The sequence below is a fragment of the Anaerococcus sp. Marseille-Q5996 genome (genome assembly GCF_946893725.1).
GTDB classification, from domain to species: Bacteria; Bacillota; Clostridia; order Tissierellales; family Peptoniphilaceae; genus Anaerococcus; species Anaerococcus martiniensis.
In genome coordinates this window covers 12,502-29,998 of record NZ_CAMPPE010000007.1, presented here as the reverse complement: position 1 = coordinate 29,998, position 17,497 = coordinate 12,502, and the positions used below count along the sequence as shown (strand labels likewise).

At 35.5% G+C, this 17,497-nt stretch carries 26 protein-coding genes; all 26 read left to right on the top strand.

Features of this window, described 5'->3' with window-relative positions; translation table 11 throughout:
- Positions 1-15: 15 nt before the first annotated feature.
- Positions 16-390 (top strand): DUF1064 domain-containing protein, encoded by a 375-nt coding sequence (locus OC526_RS08155; protein ID WP_262123411.1) that lies wholly within the window; start codon positions 16-18, stop codon positions 388-390.
- The gene (locus OC526_RS08150; protein WP_262123409.1) at positions 391-615 is read left to right on the top strand and encodes a hypothetical protein; all 225 of its coding nucleotides are present in this window, start codon (positions 391-393) and stop codon (positions 613-615) included.
- Between the two features lie 39 nt (positions 616-654).
- The gene (locus tag OC526_RS08145; RefSeq protein ID WP_262123407.1) at positions 655-786 is read left to right on the top strand and encodes a hypothetical protein; all 132 of its coding nucleotides are present in this window, start codon (positions 655-657) and stop codon (positions 784-786) included.
- The gene (locus OC526_RS08140; protein WP_262123406.1) at positions 783-956 is read left to right on the top strand and encodes a hypothetical protein; all 174 of its coding nucleotides are present in this window, start codon (positions 783-785) and stop codon (positions 954-956) included. Before OC526_RS08145 ends, OC526_RS08140 begins: the two co-directional genes overlap by 4 nt.
- On the top strand, positions 953-1,165 hold the full coding sequence (locus OC526_RS08135; RefSeq protein WP_262123405.1) for a hypothetical protein: 213 nt from the start codon (positions 953-955) through the stop codon (positions 1,163-1,165). Before OC526_RS08140 ends, OC526_RS08135 begins: the two co-directional genes overlap by 4 nt.
- Before the next feature lie 115 nt (positions 1,166-1,280).
- Positions 1,281-1,793: a MazG-like family protein gene (locus OC526_RS08130; protein ID WP_262123403.1), complete on the top strand. Its 513-nt coding sequence runs from the start codon at positions 1,281-1,283 to the stop codon at positions 1,791-1,793.
- Positions 1,778-2,404 (top strand): hypothetical protein, encoded by a 627-nt coding sequence (locus OC526_RS08125; protein WP_262123402.1) that lies wholly within the window; start codon positions 1,778-1,780, stop codon positions 2,402-2,404. Before OC526_RS08130 ends, OC526_RS08125 begins: the two co-directional genes overlap by 16 nt.
- A 34-nt stretch (positions 2,405-2,438) precedes the next feature.
- Positions 2,439-2,924 (top strand): hypothetical protein, encoded by a 486-nt coding sequence (locus OC526_RS08120; RefSeq protein WP_262123400.1) that lies wholly within the window; start codon positions 2,439-2,441, stop codon positions 2,922-2,924.
- Between the two features lie 223 nt (positions 2,925-3,147).
- Positions 3,148-3,570: a terminase small subunit gene (locus OC526_RS08115; protein ID WP_262123399.1), complete on the top strand. Its 423-nt coding sequence runs from the start codon at positions 3,148-3,150 to the stop codon at positions 3,568-3,570.
- Entirely contained in the window at positions 3,567-4,844 is a 1,278-nt protein-coding gene (locus tag OC526_RS08110) for a PBSX family phage terminase large subunit (protein WP_262123398.1), read from the top strand. The genes OC526_RS08115 and OC526_RS08110 overlap by 4 nt, the downstream gene beginning before the upstream one ends.
- Positions 4,845-5,097: 253 nt before the next feature.
- Positions 5,098-6,465 carry a phage portal protein gene (locus OC526_RS08105; protein WP_262123397.1) on the top strand — a complete coding sequence of 456 codons (1,368 nt, stop codon included), beginning with the start codon at positions 5,098-5,100 and terminating at the stop codon, positions 6,463-6,465.
- On the top strand, positions 6,431-7,981 hold the full coding sequence (locus OC526_RS08100) for a minor capsid protein (RefSeq protein ID WP_262123396.1): 1,551 nt from the start codon (positions 6,431-6,433) through the stop codon (positions 7,979-7,981). The genes OC526_RS08105 and OC526_RS08100 overlap by 35 nt, the downstream gene beginning before the upstream one ends.
- A 114-nt stretch (positions 7,982-8,095) precedes the next feature.
- Positions 8,096-8,350, top strand: a complete 255-nt coding sequence (locus OC526_RS08095; RefSeq protein ID WP_262123395.1) for a hypothetical protein — start codon at positions 8,096-8,098, stop codon at positions 8,348-8,350.
- Positions 8,351-8,413: 63 nt separating this feature from the next.
- Positions 8,414-9,343, top strand: coding sequence for a DNA adenine methylase (locus tag OC526_RS08090; RefSeq protein WP_262123394.1), 930 nt, complete (start codon positions 8,414-8,416; stop codon positions 9,341-9,343).
- Positions 9,344-9,446: 103 nt separating this feature from the next.
- Positions 9,447-10,031 (top strand): DUF4355 domain-containing protein, encoded by a 585-nt coding sequence (locus tag OC526_RS08085; protein WP_262123393.1) that lies wholly within the window; start codon positions 9,447-9,449, stop codon positions 10,029-10,031.
- Between the two features lie 14 nt (positions 10,032-10,045).
- On the top strand, positions 10,046-10,912 hold the full coding sequence (locus tag OC526_RS08080) for a capsid protein (protein WP_262123392.1): 867 nt from the start codon (positions 10,046-10,048) through the stop codon (positions 10,910-10,912).
- Positions 10,913-10,922: 10 nt separating this feature from the next.
- Entirely contained in the window at positions 10,923-11,192 is a 270-nt protein-coding gene (locus OC526_RS08075; protein ID WP_262123391.1) for a hypothetical protein, read from the top strand.
- Positions 11,193-11,203: 11 nt separating this feature from the next.
- Positions 11,204-11,620, top strand: coding sequence for a hypothetical protein (locus tag OC526_RS08070; RefSeq protein WP_262123390.1), 417 nt, complete (start codon positions 11,204-11,206; stop codon positions 11,618-11,620).
- Positions 11,614-11,982 (top strand): hypothetical protein, encoded by a 369-nt coding sequence (locus tag OC526_RS08065; protein WP_262123388.1) that lies wholly within the window; start codon positions 11,614-11,616, stop codon positions 11,980-11,982. Before OC526_RS08070 ends, OC526_RS08065 begins: the two co-directional genes overlap by 7 nt.
- Positions 11,982-12,368, top strand: a complete 387-nt coding sequence (locus OC526_RS08060; protein ID WP_262123386.1) for an HK97 gp10 family phage protein — start codon at positions 11,982-11,984, stop codon at positions 12,366-12,368. The genes OC526_RS08065 and OC526_RS08060 overlap by 1 nt, the downstream gene beginning before the upstream one ends.
- A 1-nt stretch (position 12,369) precedes the next feature.
- Entirely contained in the window at positions 12,370-13,017 is a 648-nt protein-coding gene (locus tag OC526_RS08055; RefSeq protein WP_262123385.1) for a DUF6838 family protein, read from the top strand.
- A gap of 3 nt (positions 13,018-13,020) precedes the next feature.
- Positions 13,021-14,100 carry a phage tail sheath C-terminal domain-containing protein gene (locus OC526_RS08050; RefSeq protein WP_262123384.1) on the top strand — a complete coding sequence of 360 codons (1,080 nt, stop codon included), beginning with the start codon at positions 13,021-13,023 and terminating at the stop codon, positions 14,098-14,100.
- A 14-nt stretch (positions 14,101-14,114) separates the two neighbouring features.
- Positions 14,115-14,567 (top strand): phage tail tube protein, encoded by a 453-nt coding sequence (locus OC526_RS08045; protein WP_262123383.1) that lies wholly within the window; start codon positions 14,115-14,117, stop codon positions 14,565-14,567.
- A gap of 8 nt (positions 14,568-14,575) precedes the next feature.
- Entirely contained in the window at positions 14,576-14,956 is a 381-nt protein-coding gene (locus OC526_RS08040; RefSeq protein ID WP_262123382.1) for a phage tail assembly chaperone, read from the top strand.
- A 20-nt stretch (positions 14,957-14,976) separates the two neighbouring features.
- A complete protein-coding gene (locus tag OC526_RS08035; protein ID WP_262123381.1) occupies positions 14,977-15,117 on the top strand; it encodes a hypothetical protein in 141 nt (46 codons plus the stop codon).
- Positions 15,104-17,497, top strand: coding sequence for a tape measure protein (locus OC526_RS08030; protein ID WP_262123380.1), 2,394 nt, complete (start codon positions 15,104-15,106; stop codon positions 17,495-17,497). Before OC526_RS08035 ends, OC526_RS08030 begins: the two co-directional genes overlap by 14 nt.

The window sequence follows — 17,497 nt, the reverse complement described above, 5'->3', positions numbered from 1 at the left end:
AAAGAGTACCAATGTATGGATAAGGGGGTCAATATCGTTAGAACGAGAAATAAAGGCTATAACAAGTATGGCAATAAAAAGGTTGTTGTCGATGGATATACTTTTGATAGCAAGAAAGAGGCTAGGAGGTATGGAGAGCTTAAATTGTTACTGAGAGCTGGGAAAATCAAGGATTTGGAACTCCAGCCTAAGTTTGAGCTTATCCCGACTATTAGGACTGAGGATGAGACTTTGAGGAAGGTTTCTTATATTGCTGATTTTAAGTACATAGATTTGGAGTCTGGCAAGGTGGTTGTGGAGGATGTAAAAGGTTTTAAAACGGATGTATATTTATTAAAAAAGAGGTTGTTTTTGCAAAAATATACAGAGTGTGTTTTTAGGGAGGTTTAGATGGCTGAAGATAAAATATACAAGATAAAAATCTATCATAACGATATGAGTACGTCTTATGTGAAAACTACTAAGGAGTATGTAAATGAATTCATGCGCCTACTATGTGATAGTCAGTATGACTTTACCTACGCCATTGGTTACACAGACGAGGATATTCTATCTTTCAAAAAGTCAAACATTAGAGCGGTGAAAACGAGTGAAATAGGAGGTGTTGATGAATAAGACTGATTTGAGCGACTTTGAGATGGTGGAGGTGGAGGAATGAAATTATATCTAGTAATCGAGAGAAATGATGGTGCAAGTGGTCTTTGGGGCGAGTATGTATCTTTATGTGGTATATATACAGATGCAGACCGACCAATAAATGAATTTTTAGGAGGGTATGGTGAATGATAGATGAATTAGATAAAGACCAAATATTAAGCGATATAAGTCAATTAGAAACTGGCATACAAAATCTTTATAATGTAACAGTTTATAAATTAGATGTTAAAATTGATGAATTAATTGGTGATGTACAGGATTTATATCAAATAGTTGAGGATTTAGAGGTTGAAGAGTGAAAACAATCAAAGTTGTTCTAAATGAACCTGAAAATGGGGTTGATACTTTTATGATAGGTAATGTTTTTAAATATGGGGAGATATATAAATTTGAAAGATTTCAATTTAAAGATATTCCAGTTGCTGCTGAACTAAGAATAGAATGTTTAGATGAAAGTGTTTGGGTATTTGATTTTGATAAAATACAGAGTTGGGAAGTTATAAGTTAAAAATAAGTGATTTTAGAGGTGGAGGAATGAGTGATAATGCTACAATTGTAATTCTACTTCTAATGTTCATGGTTTTTATCTATAAAGTGATTAAAGCAACTGAAAGGGATTAAATATGACAATTAGCGAATTAATAAAACTTATAGAACAATGGGCAATTGACCGTGGTCTTGATAAAAATGGTACTGTGGAAGGGCAGCTTATCAAGACTGCTGAAGAAGTGGCGGAGCTTATTATTGGAATATCCAAAGATGATATTGATGTGATTAAGGATAGTGTAGGAGATGTGTTTGTTACTTTGGTGATTGGTAATATGATTGATAAAAATCTTGATTTACTTGAGATTTGCCAAAGGGTTGGCAGGTCATCTACTATGCACCCTAAACGTAAGTTTGACTTAATTTATTTTTTAAATGGGTCTTTGCATAGTTTGTTGGCTGCTGAGTCTTATACTAACTTGGAGTTATCTTTTTTACTGGAGTCTTTGCTTGATGTGTGTGATTGGTATGAACTAGACTTTGTTGAGTGTGTGGAGAGTGCTTATAGTGAGATAGCAAACAGAAAAGGTGTTGTTAGGAATGGGACATTCTGGAAAAGTGAGGATTTAGAAAAGTGGGAAGAAGAATAGATGAAACTGGAAACAAATATGGCGAACTTACAGTAGTGAAGTCGGGCGGCACTAATAAAGATAAGAAAGCGTTATGGTTATGTAAATGTAGTTGCGGGAACTATACAACTACCACTGGAAAGTCCCTGCGAAATGGATCAAGCACCTCGTGTGGGTGCTTAAAAGTAAAGCGTGCAAGGGAAATGGCTAAGCGTAACAAAAAACACGGAGAAACAAACACCAGGCTTTACGATATATGGAGAGGGATTAAGAAAAGGTGCAGACTAGCAACGATTGATGCTTATGCAAACTATGGAGAAAAAGGTATAGATGTTTGCGATGAGTGGTTTGAGGATTATGAAAGCTTTAGAGATTGGAGCTTAGCTAACGGGTACGAAGACGACTTGACGATTGATAGAATAGATCCAAGAGGAGACTACACCCCAGAAAATTGTAGGTGGACGACCTGGAAAGTGCAAGAAAATAATAGAGGAAACACAGTTTTTTTGGAATACAAAGGCAAGCTATATCCTAGAGCTATACTGGCTGAAATGTTAGGGGTGTCTAGACAGGCATTGTATTACAGGGTAAAGCATGGAATTCCACTGGAAAAGCCATATAAAAATTTATAAAAGAAAGTTGTTTAGAGATAAGTAGGAGGTGTGGATGAATTTTAATAAGCAGCGTGAATTGAATAAGGATAGGGTTAGGGCTGATATTATTAAGGCTCGCTTGAGGAATTATAGGGAGGATCTAGAGATGCTAGATTCTCTTAATATGCGTATTGGTATTAATCGTGACAAAATGGATTTGCAGGGCGGTTGGTCTGATTGTGAGGCTGTGCAGGGTGGCGGGTCTAGTCAGGAGGATAGGCTTAATAAGCTGATTGATAGGATTCGCGAGGATGAGCGTTCTGTGAAGTTGATTGAGCTTGAGAATAGGGCGTTAAAGTATGCTATTGATTCGCTGGCTGATACGGATATGAAGTTGATTGTTCATCATGTTTGGGTTATGCATGATAGGTCTATGGAGCAGTTGGGCAAGGATTTGCATTTGTCTAAATCTAGTATTTGGCGTAAGTCTGATGCTGCTTTGCTTGAAATTTATCGTAAGTTATATATTTTAACTCCTAATGATGTTGATTTGAGATAGTTTGCCTTGTGCAACGTATTTGTCTTTGGAACGAAAACGGAACGATTACGGAACGGAAATGGCTTTTTATCGTGATATAATATAAGTGTGTAAAACTACATAAATTAACAACTACTTGGTACCGCGGTTACTGAATGAAACTCCTTATTTTTTTATCTTTTGATTTTTTGCGGTGGGTGGTTGTTTTTTTGTGTTTATTTTTAAGGGAAAGGCAGGTGACTGGATGAATCCTAAACAAAAGATTGCTGTGGATGAGTTTATCATCTGCGGTGATAAGAAAAGCTCTATGCTTAAGGCTGGTTATTCTAAGAATTATGCTGATAGGAATGCGGAGTCGATTTTTGGCAGGCGTGATGTTAAGGAATATATTGCTGAGCGTATGAAAGAGATTGACTCTAAAAAGATTGCTGACCAAAAAGAGGTTATGGAGTTTTTGACTGCTATTATGCGTGGTGAAAAGACTGAGCAGGTTTTAAGGCTTGATGGTGATGGCTATCAGGTGGTAACTGATATTGAAATTACTGCTAAGGATAAGTTGAGGGCGGCGGAGCTTATTGGTAAAAGACATCAAATGTTTACTGATAAGGTTGACCTATCTAGTGACATTACTCTTAACTTTGAACTGGATTACGGTGATGAGGATTGAGTGCTGTTAAAACTGTAAAGGTTGGCCTTAATCCTATCTTTAAACCTGTTAATACTTGCACTAAGCGTTATCGTATCCTTAAAGGGTCTGCTGGTAGCGGGAAATCTACTAACATTGCCCTTGATTACATCTTAAAACTTTCAAATCCTAAATATAAGGGGGCTAATTTACTTGTTGTGAGAAAAGTAGATGAGTCCAATAGAGACAGTACTTTTGCAGAGTTGCAGAGTGCTGTTTTTTCTTTGTTTGGGAATGCATGGGAAAGAGTGTGGAAGATACAACAAAGCCCTTTGTCTATGGAGTGCTTAAAGACTGGAAATAGGATTATTTTCCGCGGTATGAAAGATGATAAGCAGAGGGAAAAGGTAAAGTCTATTACTTTTAAGACTGGTAAGCTTACTTGGATATGGATCGAAGAAGCGACGGAGCTTGCTGAAGCTGATATTGATATTCTTGATGACCGTTTGAGAGGTCAGCTTTCTAATCCTAATTTGTTTTATCAAATAACAATGACTTTTAACCCGGTGTCTGCTACTCATTGGATTAAGAGTAAATACTTTGATGTTTCTAATGAGGATATTTACACTCATCATTCGACTTATTTGACTAATCGATTTATTGATGAGGCCTACCATCGAAGAATGATGATGAGGAAGGAACGTGATCCTGACGGCTATCGTATCTATGGCGAGGGCGAATGGGGAGAAACTGGAGGGCTTATCCTTAATAACTGGGAGGTTATGGAAATATCCCAGGACTTATCGGATTGGGAGTATTTGTCGATTGGGCAAGATTTCGGCTTCAATCATAGTAATGCTATTTTGACTTTGGCTAGTAAGGATGATGATATTTATGTCTTAAGTGAGGTCTATGTATATGAAAAGACTACAAGTGAGATTATAGACCTAGCTAATGGCAAGGTGGCTAAGGATATTACTATGTATTGTGATAGTGCGGAACCTGATAGGATTAAGGAATGGAAAAAGGCTGGCTTTAGGGCTACTGCAGTTAAAAAGGAGAAAGTGACTGGAAGTACTTATATTAATAACCAGATTAACTGGCTTAAAGAGCGTAGGATTTACATTCATCCTTCGTGTACTAACTTAATTAAAGAGTTATCCCAATGGAAGTGGAAGTATGATGACAAACGCTCTGAATACCTTGATGAGCCTGTAGCCTTTTTTGATGATGCTATTGCGGCTTTAAGATATGGAGTTGAGCCTTGGAGAAAATCTAGAGCTATTAAGTCTATGAGTAAGGATTTATTATTTTAATGAAGTTATCTATTGTTTATTTATCTAATTTGCATAGGCCTTGGTTATTACGTAGAGAGCATGGAGACTATGACCAACATGCTCATTTTTTTACTAAAAAAGAGGCTTTGTGTTGTCGTAAACTGATTGATGCGAATAAGTTTCCGCGTGATGATAAATATAGGATTGCTATGCAGAGATTACTAACCGAAGAAGAGTACAAGAGGCTTAATAAGAAGCCTAGATATTATAAAAGGAATTGTGGGGTGAGATAGTGTTTAGAACTGATAGTGAAACTCTTGAGATTAAAGAGGCTTTGGAGTTTATAAAGCTTCATAAGGTGAAGCGTGCTAGGTATGAGAGACTTAAGAGGTACTACCAGGGCGACCATGATATTTTAGATGTTGGTGGAGCATCTAAGGATAGGGATAACAAAGTTGTTGCTCCTTATCCTAAGTATATTACTGATTTTTCTACGGGTTATTTTATGGGCAATGCTGTTACATACAATGCTACTAAGGATGACCATTTAGATGATGATGAGTTTTTGGAAGAGTATATCAAGATTTGTAATTTTAATAATGAGGCTAAAGAGAACCTTGCAATAGCTAAGATTAATTCTATTAAGGGTGAATGTTTTGAGGTTTTATGGTTTAGCGATGATAGTCAAGTGAGATTTAAGCGTGTGGAGCCTGACAATGCTTTTTTAATCTATGACACAAGTATAGATGAGAAAGAGAAATTTGGGGTTAGGTACTACCTTGATGAAAAATTAAAGAGAACTGTTACTTATGTGGAGATCTATGATAAAGACTCCATTTTTTATTTTAATGATGAAAATAAAAGCAATGAATTTGTAATGACTGATGTGCAAGACCACCCTTTTGGGGCTGTGCCTTTGATACATTATAAAAATAATGAGGAGTTGCAGGGTGATTTTGAGCAGGTTATATCTTTGATTGATGCTTATAACCGTGAGCAGTCCAATACTTTAAATGATATGGACCAGTTTTCTGATGCTTATTTGGTGTTGACTGGTTATAGTGGTTCAACTCGTGAAGATATTGAACAGATGAAAAAAGATAAGATTCTTCTTAACGAAGCAGATGGTGATGCTGAGTGGCTTATTAAAGATGTCAATGATAGTTGGGTTGAGAATTATAAGAATAGACTTAATAAGGATATACACAAGTTTTCTTTTACTCCTGATTTTACAGATGAGTCTTTTGGTACTAATGTGCCTGGGGTGTCTTTAAAGCTTAAGTTATTGACTAGCGAGGAATTAAGGGCTACTAAGGAGATGTTTTTTACTGAGGGTCTTCGTAAGCGTATGGATTTGATTGCTAATTACTTAAATATGGCGGGTGACCATGATATTATCCGTAATGAGATACAAATAGTATTTAGCGATGTATTACCTCAAAACTTATTAGAGATTACTCAGATAGTACAAAATCTAGCACAGGATGTATCCACAGAAACTAGACTTGCTTTACTACCTTTTATCGATGATCCATTAGGAGAAATGGAAAAGAAAGAGCAGGAAGAAGAAGCTAAGGCTGAAAGTGACATAAACCTTTATAGAAACTTTGCTAAGGATAATGATAATGGCGAAGACAAAGAAGAAGTATTGGAAAGATAGAAGCGAACAAAAGCTTGTCAAGGTTTTAAGGGATGCTGAAAAGACTCTGAATCTTGTAGAAAGTCAGTACCGTAATGCTAGTTATGGGATTAATAAAGATATTAAAAAGCTTTATGCTCAATTTGCTGGAGAAAATAACCTGACTATGGAAAAGGCCATGGAGTTAATACATGGTAGTGAGTATCTAGAGTGGCGAATGACAATGGATGAGTATATGGCGAAGATTGAAAGCACTGGAGACCAAAAACTTTTGCTTGAACTTAACACTTTGGCTATGAGGTCTAGAATAACTAGGCTTGAAGCTTTGAATGCTGAAATCATGGCTAATGTTGCATTGATGACTGATAGGGCTGATAAAAATATTTCATTGCTTTTGACTAGATCTTTAGAAAATACTTATTATGAAAATATGTATGATGAATATAAGGATAGGAATCCAAAGGTTTATGATTTGATGAGTCAGCACAATGTAGGTATTTCTAAGGCTGCGGTTGATAGGGAACTTAAACTGCCTTGGTCTGGAGCGAATTATTCAACTAATTTGTGGAATAATGCAGATTATATTGCTGGAAAGTGCCAGAAACTGGTAGCCCAAAATATTATAGCTGGCACTTCTATTGATACGCTAACAAAGGAAATTACTAAAGCTTTTGGTAAGAATTATAGGGCGGCTGCACAAAGACTTATAATAACTGAGACTGCCTATGTAAAAAATAGGGCGGATATGCTTACTTATGAAAAATTAGAGATTGAAGAGTATGAGATTTTAGCTACTCTTGATACAAAAACCAGTGAGATTTGCCAAAACCAAGATGGAAAGCATTATAAATTGGAAGATGCTGTAATTGGGGAAAATTATCCACCCTTTCATCCACATTGTAGGTCTACTACTGTGAAATATGATCCTGATACTGAAGATAGAACTAGGATTGCCCGTGATAAAGACGGCAAGAATGTTACTGTACCTTATGATATGAAGTATAAGGAGTGGAGAGAGTGGATTGAATCCAATGATAAACCTTATGAAATAATCACCGAGAATACGAAACGTGAATTAGATAAAAAAGATAAACACGTTGGGTACATGAATGAAATCATAATCGACGGAAAGAAGTATGTAGTTGATGATAAACACGTTGTGCTAGATCCAGACAAGAGAGAAAAAGAAATTGGACAATGGTTAGTAAATGAGGTAGGAGGCAGTATTGAGTTTGTACCTAGAGTTTTATTACCTCAAGGTGTTAGTACTCCAGATTATTTGTGGAATGGCGAAAGTTGGGACTTAAAACAAATAACTAAAAAGTCCAAAAATACAATTACAACGGCAATTAATAAGGCGAAAAATCAAACAGATAACATCATTCTCGATTTAAAACCTGGCTTATACAGTGATGATGAAATATCTAATCAACTCGAAAGAGTTTTCATGAATAATCGTTATAACTTCTTGAATAAACTATTAATTACCGAGAGTCTAAAACTAAAAGGAATATATAAAAGAAAACAAAAAAAATAGGAGTGGCCCCCTCAAACTATTAAAATTACTTCTAATAGCATTTGGTGGGAAGAGGTACTCCTATTGTTACTACAAATATACCCGTATTTAGCGTAAAGGCAACAGGAGATAATTATGATTGAAGTAATGTTTCCATCCATAAGGTGGAATGATGAAGATTGGTGTATTAAAGAGCTTAAGTCTATTAAAGATGGAGCAGATGTGCTTAGAGCCTGTGATGGCGGTGTTAGTAATGTAATATTAGATTGCAAAAGTATTAATAATGTTGAAAAAAATATTAAAGTGTTATTTCAAGAGATTGACTGGATCGATAAAATTCTTGTTAAACACAATAACGAACTTGTAGGAATATATCAAAGTAAAATTTAAATACTTAATCTAAGGCGGTTTTATACCGTCTTTTTTTGTACTTAGAAATAAAGAGGAGACTAATTGAAGATAATACTTGATGAAAAGAGAATCAGAAAAGGAAAGCCTATAGGCCTGCCTTACATAGGAAGTAAGAAAAAAATATCTAAAAACCTTATAGAGATTATCAAACAAAACTTTGGAATAGATAAAACCATATATGACCTATTTGGTGGGGGTGGAGCTGTTACTTTTGAATGTTTGCTAAATGGTTTAAATGTTGTTTATAACGATATAGACCCTATACCAGGTCTTATGATACAAAAAATATTATCAGAAGATAGGGAATATCTTAAAGCCTTAATTTGCAGTAGGGAAGAATTTTTCAAGATTAGAGATAAGGAAGAAAAGGTTATAGATGACCATTTGAAATTACTTGTAAATTCGTTTAGCAATAATAACAGAGATTACTTATATAGCAAAAAAACTTCTGATATTAAATATAAGCTAGCTAAAGAAATTATAGAAAAATACGATTGTTTTTATGGATACAAGCAAACTGAAACTTTTAAAGGATTTGTAGAAAACGAAGAAAAACAAAAATCTATAAATTGGGAACACAAACATAAGAAGAGCCAAACATTGCAACAGTTATCAAGATTGCAGCAGATGGAAAGGCTCGGCCAACTAAAATCAATAAAAAATAATAAAAAAATTAAAAATTTAAAAATCCATTCAAAAAACTATAAAGAATTTTCTGATATTAAAAATTCAATTATATATTTAGATCCACCATATAAAAATACTAAAAGAGCCTATAATCACAATGATTTAAATTATGAAGAATTTTTTGATTGGTGTAAGGATATGAGCAAAGAAAACATCGTTCTTATAAGTGGATATGATATGCCAAAAGATTTTGAATGCATTTATGAGTTCACAAAGGCTAAGTCAACTCTTCAAGGCGGAACTCATAATAGGAAATATGAAAAACTTTATACTATAAAAAACTAATCGTGCGTTAATCGTGCGGTTTTTTTATGCCTTTTTTACTTGGTCTAGGCTTTAAAGAAAATCATGGAATATACAGTCGACGGACTTTAAATGGAGGGAACAGATGGATACACAATTGTTAACAAATTTGAATTTACAGAGGTTTGCAGAGGATGTGGACCAAGAAACTACTGAGCAAGCAGGACAAAGCGAAGATACAGAAACTTCTAAAAATACTGGTGATGATGAGAAAAACGAAACTAAGATGCTTTCTATAACTCAAGATGAACTTGATGAGATCTTGAATAAGAGACTGGCTAGGCAAGAAGAAAAGCTTAAAAAAGATTTTAAAGCGCAAAGAGATGAGGAAATTCGCAAGTCTAAGCTATCACAGGCAGAAAAAGAAGCAGAAGAAAGAAAAGAGCTGCAAGATGAATTAGCTAAGGCCCGTGAAGAAAATCGATTGATGAAGCTTGAAGGTCGTACAAGTGAACTTCTTACAGAAAATGAATTGCCACAGTCTTTTAAGGGATTTTTGATTGGCAAAGATGAAGAAGCAACTGAAGCTAATATCAAAGCTTTTCAAGAAGTCTACCGTGCTGAGATTAAGAGAGCAACTGAAGAAAAATGGAAGTCTAAGGCTCCTGGAACTGCTACAAAGGAGGCTGCTCCTGATGTTTGGGAGATTGCTGCGAAATCAATTAAGTAAGAGAGGAATTAAAAATGGCAATTAAAATTTATGAAAAACAATTTTCTAAGACACTACAATCAATTTTTACCACTAAACAAAGATTTTTTGAAACATTTGGGGGTTCTTTACAAACTGCTTATGGGGCAGAGTATGACGATAAGTTTATGCATATCAAGACAAGCCCTAAAAACAACGTAATTATTCAAAAATATGACACTGGGGAAAATGTAGCTTTTGGAACTGGTACTGGAAATTCTAATAGATTCGGACCAAGACAAGAAATAAAATCAGTTGACACTGCGGTTGGATATGATGACCCAATTGCTGTTCATGCTGGTGTTGATAGATTTACATGTAACGATATACCAGAGCAATTAGTGGCAGAATACGCAGCAAGTCACGCTAATGCTTGGGTTAAACATTTAAATACCTATATGGCTGACTTGTTAAATGAAAATGCAAGTAAAACCTTACAAACTGATTTAACTGAGGATGGGATTTCAAAATTATTTTTTGAAGCTAGAAAGCATTATATCAATTCAGAAATTTCTGATGGCATTACTTGGGCAGCTTATGTTAATGCCGATATTTATAATCTTTTGGTTGAGCATAAGCTTACAACTCCTAATAAATTAAATGCTGGTAATATTGGAGAGCAAATTATAAATAAGTTTAAAGGCTTTGTACTAAGAGAAGTGCCAGATCAATATTTTAAAGATAATGCTTGTGTGATTTTTGCACCTGATAACATAGGTGTTATTGGGGTTGGTATTAATACTTATAGAGTTATAGATTCTGCTGATTTCAACGGTGTAGCTATTCAAGGTGCTGGTAAAACTGCAAATTATATACCTGAAGAAAATAAGATTGCTATAGTAAAAGCTACTATAGGTGCATAAGGAGGATTAGATGTTTGTTAAAACAAATAGAAACTTTTTTGATATTGTAACTGGAGATTACAGAAAAGCTGGAGATGAGTTTGAGGTTAGCAAGGAAAGATTTGAAGAACTTAACGAAAAAGTGCCTGACTTTGTGACTGAATTAGACTCTAAGACTAAAAAAGAGATTGATCCACTTGATAATCTTACTGTTGCTGAAATCAAAGATTTGCTTGATAAAGATGGTATCGACTATGACCCTAAGGCTAAAAAGGAAGATTTGAAAGCACTTCTTAAATAAGGAGGTGGCTTATGGACAAAAACAAAAGAGAAAGAGCTAGGTATTTGCTCAATGATGAGGTTAATAAGGCTATAGAAGATGAAGCCCTTGATTTTAACTTTGATTTGATAGAGTCTGAGGTCTTGAGTTACTGTAATAGGCTGGACTTTCCACCTGGCCTAATGCTGATTGTTATAAAGATGGTTGCTGACTATACAATGGCTAATTACTATAAGTCTAAAATGGCTGAAGAAGCTGCCAAAGGTAATGAGGACAGCAAAAGAGTTGTTTCCTCTGTAAGCCGTGGAGATACAACTATATCTTATGGTGACAATGCCAAGGTCTATGATTTTGGCACTCCTATGAAGGCTTATCTTGCTGTAAATGACTTTGTGGGCAACTACACAGATCAAATAAGAAAGTATAGGAGACTTAAAACGCCATGGTAATGACTAATCCTATTTTTGAAAATGAGGCTGATATACTAGCTGAAACTTATTACCATACATGTACGGTTAAAAGGCCCTCACATAAACGTAATAAGTACCTAGATGAGTTTAAATATGATGAAGTATATAAAGATATAGCTTGCGCCATATCTTTTACTCAGGGGTCAAAAGGGGACTTATCTGATACCACTCAAGTCATACAGTATGATGCAACTTTCTTTGCTAGACCTGAGATAGAAATATTGGCTGGAGATATTATCTATGCTGATGTTTTGGGTCATGCTTATGAGTTTAGGGCTGGAGAGGGTTATTGGTATCAATCCCACATTGAAGTGCCTCTAATCAGAAATGAGGTGGCCTAATGAGTGTTGATATTAAGATAAAGGGATTGGATGAGGCTCTTGCACAAATGGAAAATCTAAATCCTAAGATTGAAAAAGAACTTACTTTTACCCTTAATGATGAGGGTGTGGAGTGGAGAGATGATGTTCGTGCTAATACACCAGTGGATAGTGGAGAATTAAGACGATCTATGACCTTTGAAGATGTGAAAAAGACTGGCAGTGGCTTTGAAATGAGTTTATCAAATAACACTGAATATGCTGGTCACGTTGAATTTGGTCATAGGACACGTGGTGGTAAAGGTGTAGTTAAAGGTGTCTACATGATGAAAAAGGGTACTACACGCCTAGAACAAAGGCTACCTAGCAAGCTTGAGCAAGCTATGGAAAGGGCTTTGGGTGATTAGTATGGCCCACTATGAGATAAAAGTACAGGATATATTTTATGAAATAGCTAGGGTCTTAAAAGCTATATATCCTAATAATAAACTTAAAATACACCAAGAAAGAATTGCTGATTTAAAGACTCCAGCAATGAGTATAGAACTTGTGCAATATAGCACACCTCAATTTAGTCAATCAATCATAAATAAACGTGTTGATTTGGATATAATTTATTTTTCTGAATCTGACACGGTAGCTGAAGCACTCTCGATGGTTAATCCCTTGATGAGTGCTTTTTCTATGGGCTTAAAGGTATATGAGCGTGACTTTGATGGAAATATTCAAAGGGATGAAAAAGGAAACATTGTATATTCTCGATTTATCCATTGTTTAAGACCACCTGAATATACTTTGGTAGATCAAGACTTACATTTTATGGTAACTTTTGAATTTGCTGATAATTATAAGCCTATCTATGTGCATTTAGATGATGAAAATGTGAGTGAATATAACACTGCAGATGAGACTCTAGATAACAAAGAAATTGAATTTATAAATGATGAAGATAATGCGAAAAATAGGGCTTATATAAATGAGCCTTATAGATTGATGGAGGATTTATATACTAATGTCAATTGTATTAATGCCTCTATGGAAATTAAGAAAGGATAATATATGCCTACAATTGGAATGCCAAAGGTTAAGATAGCTTTTGAGTCTGCAGGGCTTACAGCTATCCAAAGAAGTGAAACTGGTATAGTTTTGCTCCTGATTAAAGGTACTAATCCAGAAGAAATGGGTTCATATAAATTTACTTCGCTGATTGACTTGCCAGAAGATGTGCAGTTTAGCGAAGAAACTATAAAACTTATCAAGCTGGGATATGAAGCACACCCAAGAAGAATGCTGGTTGAAGTTTATGGAGATAATAATCCACTAAAACAAGTATTAGCTAAGCTTCAATTGATGAAATTTAACTATTATGCTGCACCTAATGCGACTGAAGATGAGATTGATACTATAAAAAGCTGGCACATGCAAATAGTAAATGAAAAGGATAAGACAATTAAGTTTGTTGGCTTTGACTATGAGGCTGACCACGAAACAGTTATTAACTGGTCTACTCCTAGAATTGTTTATGATGATAAAGAGTACACAGGTCAAGAGTCTACTGCTTTAATTGCATCACAATTAGCAGCACTCCCTCTTACAAGATCCTTTACCTATTTTAGCTGGCCTTTACTTACAGATGCTGACCTACCTTATGCTGAAGATGAGGATAAGGCTGTAAATGAGGGAAGATTATTCCTTACTTACAATGGTGAAAAGTACAAGATTGCAAGGGGTGTAAACTCACTTACTACTTATAATGCAAGAAAAGGCGAAGATTTCTCTAAGATTAAAATTGTCGATTCTATGCATCTTATTAAAGATGATATTAGGGATACATGGAATGAGTTTTATGTTGGTAAAATCCTAAACACTTATGAAAACAAGATGCAGTTTATTGCCCTAATCAATAGGGTTTATTTTGTTGAACTAAGAAACACAGTTTTAGAAAATTCTGACAGAAACAAAGTTGATATTGATGTTGCTGCCAATATGAGATATGCAATCAAGCGTGAAGCTAAGGTTGATGAAATGACTAATCAACAAATCAGAGAATTTAATACTGGTTCCAATGTTTTCCTTGATGGATATGTATCTATGCTTGATGCTATGGAAGACCTTTATATTAACTTCTGGAATGAGTAAGGAGGGGATGATTAATGGCTTTATATGGCAATAATGAAAACCGTGGATATAGGAGAATAGCTGGTGCTTGGGGTACCCTCCATATCGATGGTGAAGATATTTTTGAAGTTGAATCTGTAGAAGCTACTATAGAAGTCCAAAGGGGCGATGTATTAGTAGGAAACAATGTAGATAGTAAGATAACAGGACTTGCAGGAAGCGGGTCTTTTACAGTTAAACACGTTTATACACGCGGTATCGAAAGAGCCTTATCTAAGTTAAAGGAGGGACACGATCCGCGTTTTGTTATGTCTATAGCTTTTAATGACCCTGATGCAGTTGGCGGTCAAAAAGAGCGTATCAACATTGGTAATGTGTGGATTAATAACTTACCATTATCAAACTTTAACCGTTCTGAAGTTGTAGAAAAGACTTTTGAGTTTGGATTTACTCCAAATGATGCTGAAATTGCTGAAGGTATTTACTAGGAGGAAAGATGGCAATAAGTGCTAAAGACTTAATCAATAATAGAAAATTAATTGAAGATAGAAAAGATGATCAAGTAGAAATAGAAGTCCCTAATGTAGGGACTTTTTTATTTAGGCTGCCTACTATAAATGACTCTCAAGATGCACAAGCTAAAGCTAAAAACAGACCTGGAGAGTTAATGGAGAATAAATATCTGATTTACTCTTGCTGTGTAGAACCTGCACTTAATGACAAGGAATTGCAAGATGCATACGAATGTAAAGAACCTATCGATATTGTAGATAAGCTATTTATGATTGGCGAAATTACAAGTATTGCCCAAATTTTGGTTGATAATGCTGGATTTAAAGATGATTACAAAACGGTGGTTAAAAAAGCAAAAAACTAATATTAGGCAATGATGCAGAGATGCAGATTGTTGCCTATATGCTGGGCAAGGGATTTACCTTTGATTATATATTTTCTATGGATGAATATGAAAAGCTATTAGTTTTGGCTACTATCGATGCTGAAAATGAAAGGAAGGTGAATCTAATTGGCGGTAATTAAAAGTACTGTTGTTCTTGATGATAAGTATTCATCTAAAGCAGAGAAGATAGCAAGTTCTACAAATGCCATGAGTGAGGCTATGAAAAAGAGTCAATCTGTGGCAAGTAAAATGACCAGTGCTTTAAAGTCTGCTTTTAGCAGATCTCATAAAGTAAAAATATCTGAAGTAGGCTCTAAAGAAACTAGAGCTAAGATTTATAAACTTAATAATGATTTAAAATCGATAACAGGAAAACCACTTAACTTTGAAATTTCAGCTAAAACTGGAAAAATTGAACATATTAAAAATCAATTCTCAAAAATGAAAAGTGGCGTCAATTCCTTAAGTGGAGCATTTAATAATAAGCTAGACAAAGGATTTGGTAAACTTACAAAATTCACTTCAGATATTTCTAGTTTCCATAAAGCTAAAAAAGAAGCTAGAAGTCTGTCAAAAGAATTGACAAAAATGACTGGACAAAAGCACAAAATCAAAATTGATATGGAAAATCCTATCAAAAAAGGTTTTGCAAACTTGAAGTCTGGTATTGGAAATATGTTTTCCAAAATGAATCCTAAAAACTGGTTTGGCAGATCATCTGCACCTATGATGGCACCTCAAATGGGTGGCGGCTCGATGCTTGGTTCATTTATTAAGGGGAATTTGATAAGTTCTGCTATTACTTCTGGTATTGGAATGCTTAAGTCTGGAGTCGACACTACACTGGGCGCTGGTATGACTAGGCTTGAGAATATCCAATCTGCTAAGGCTAGGCTACGTGGACAGACTAATGCTGATGGGACTAGAAAGTTTAATGATAGTCAAATCAAGGCTATTTCTGATTCGGCAATGAATGCTGTTACTGGTACTGCTTATGGATTTGGTGATGCTATGTCTACTGCTTCATCTGCAATTGCAGCTGGGGTGGACCAAAAGAACATCGAGCCTTATTTGAAAAACATTGCCAATATTTCTGCGGCTACTGGTTCTGACTTTAACGAAATTGGAGCTTTGATTAACAAAATCCAAACTACTGGTAGGCTCCAAGGTGATGAGCTTATGCAATTGTCTGATAGGGGATTACCTATGTTGGCAAAGATTGCTGAACTTAAGGGTGTGGATGCTAATACTGCTAGGGATATGATCTCTAAGGGTGAAATATCTGCTGAAGATGCAATCAAGGCGGCTACTGCTGCGGCTGGAGATTCTGCCAAAGAGATGAATAAGACCTGGAATGCTGCAAAGATGAACTTTGGCTCTGCACTAAGTAAGATTGGGGCTGGACTTTTAGGTGGTAAAGAAGGTGAAGAAGGCGGTATCTTTGGGGCTATGACTCCAATGCTTTTAAAGGTTAACGATGCCCTTAATGGCTTTGTACCTATTGCAAAAAATGCTGGCGATGCAATAAAAGACTTTGCAACAAATGGTTTTGAAAAACTTAAAAGTGGATTTGGAAAAGTTTCTGAGTTTTTTAAGCCTGCTATGGATAAGTTTAAGGAAGGATTTAGTAAAGTTTCTGAAAAAGTTGGGGAATTTATTGATCCATTAAAAGAAAAGTTTGTAACAGTATTTGATGGCTTGAAAGAAGCTTTTGCGCCATTGGTTGAAGGTATATCTAATCTGTTTGGAGATGGTATTGAAGGCAATATGGATATATTTACCACGGTAATTGATTTAGTTGGTCAAGGTTTGACAATGCTAGCTGAAGCAATCATTACAGCTACCCCGATTATTCAATCTGTAGTTGAATGGATTTCTGCAAACATCATTCCAGTTATAAGTGAGCTTGTAGCATGGGTATCTGGAACCTTGATTCCAGCTATTGCTGAAGTTGAATCAACTGTTATGGGTGTACTTTTACCTATATTCCAAACTGTTGCGGACTTCATAGGTACTTATGTAGTACCAGCCTTTCAAATAATAGCTGATACAGTATTAACTGTGGCTGAACCTGTATTCCACGCTATAGCAAGTGCTGTAGAGTGGGCTACTGGTAAGTTTAATGACTTGGTTGGTGCTGTAGGTGCTGCTGCTAATGCTTTGTTTGAACTACCAGGGAAAATAGCTGGCATGGTCGGAGATGCTGTCGGTGGGGCTGTAGGTAGTGTTAAGAGTTTCCTTGGTATAGGTAAAAACGCTACTGGTACATCCTACTTTGGCGGTGGTATGACTCAAATAAACGAACGTGGTGAAGAGATGATCCAGCTTGCCCGTGGGGATAAGATTTATCCTGCTGGCAAGACTGAGAAGATTATCAAGAATGATATCAAGAAAAACTCTAACAATACCACTACAACACAAGTTCATGCTCCTGTGAATATGTATATCTACACTAACGATGAAAAGAAGATAGTTCAAACTATGGACGCTTACTTTAAGAAATTAGGAGTACTTGTATGA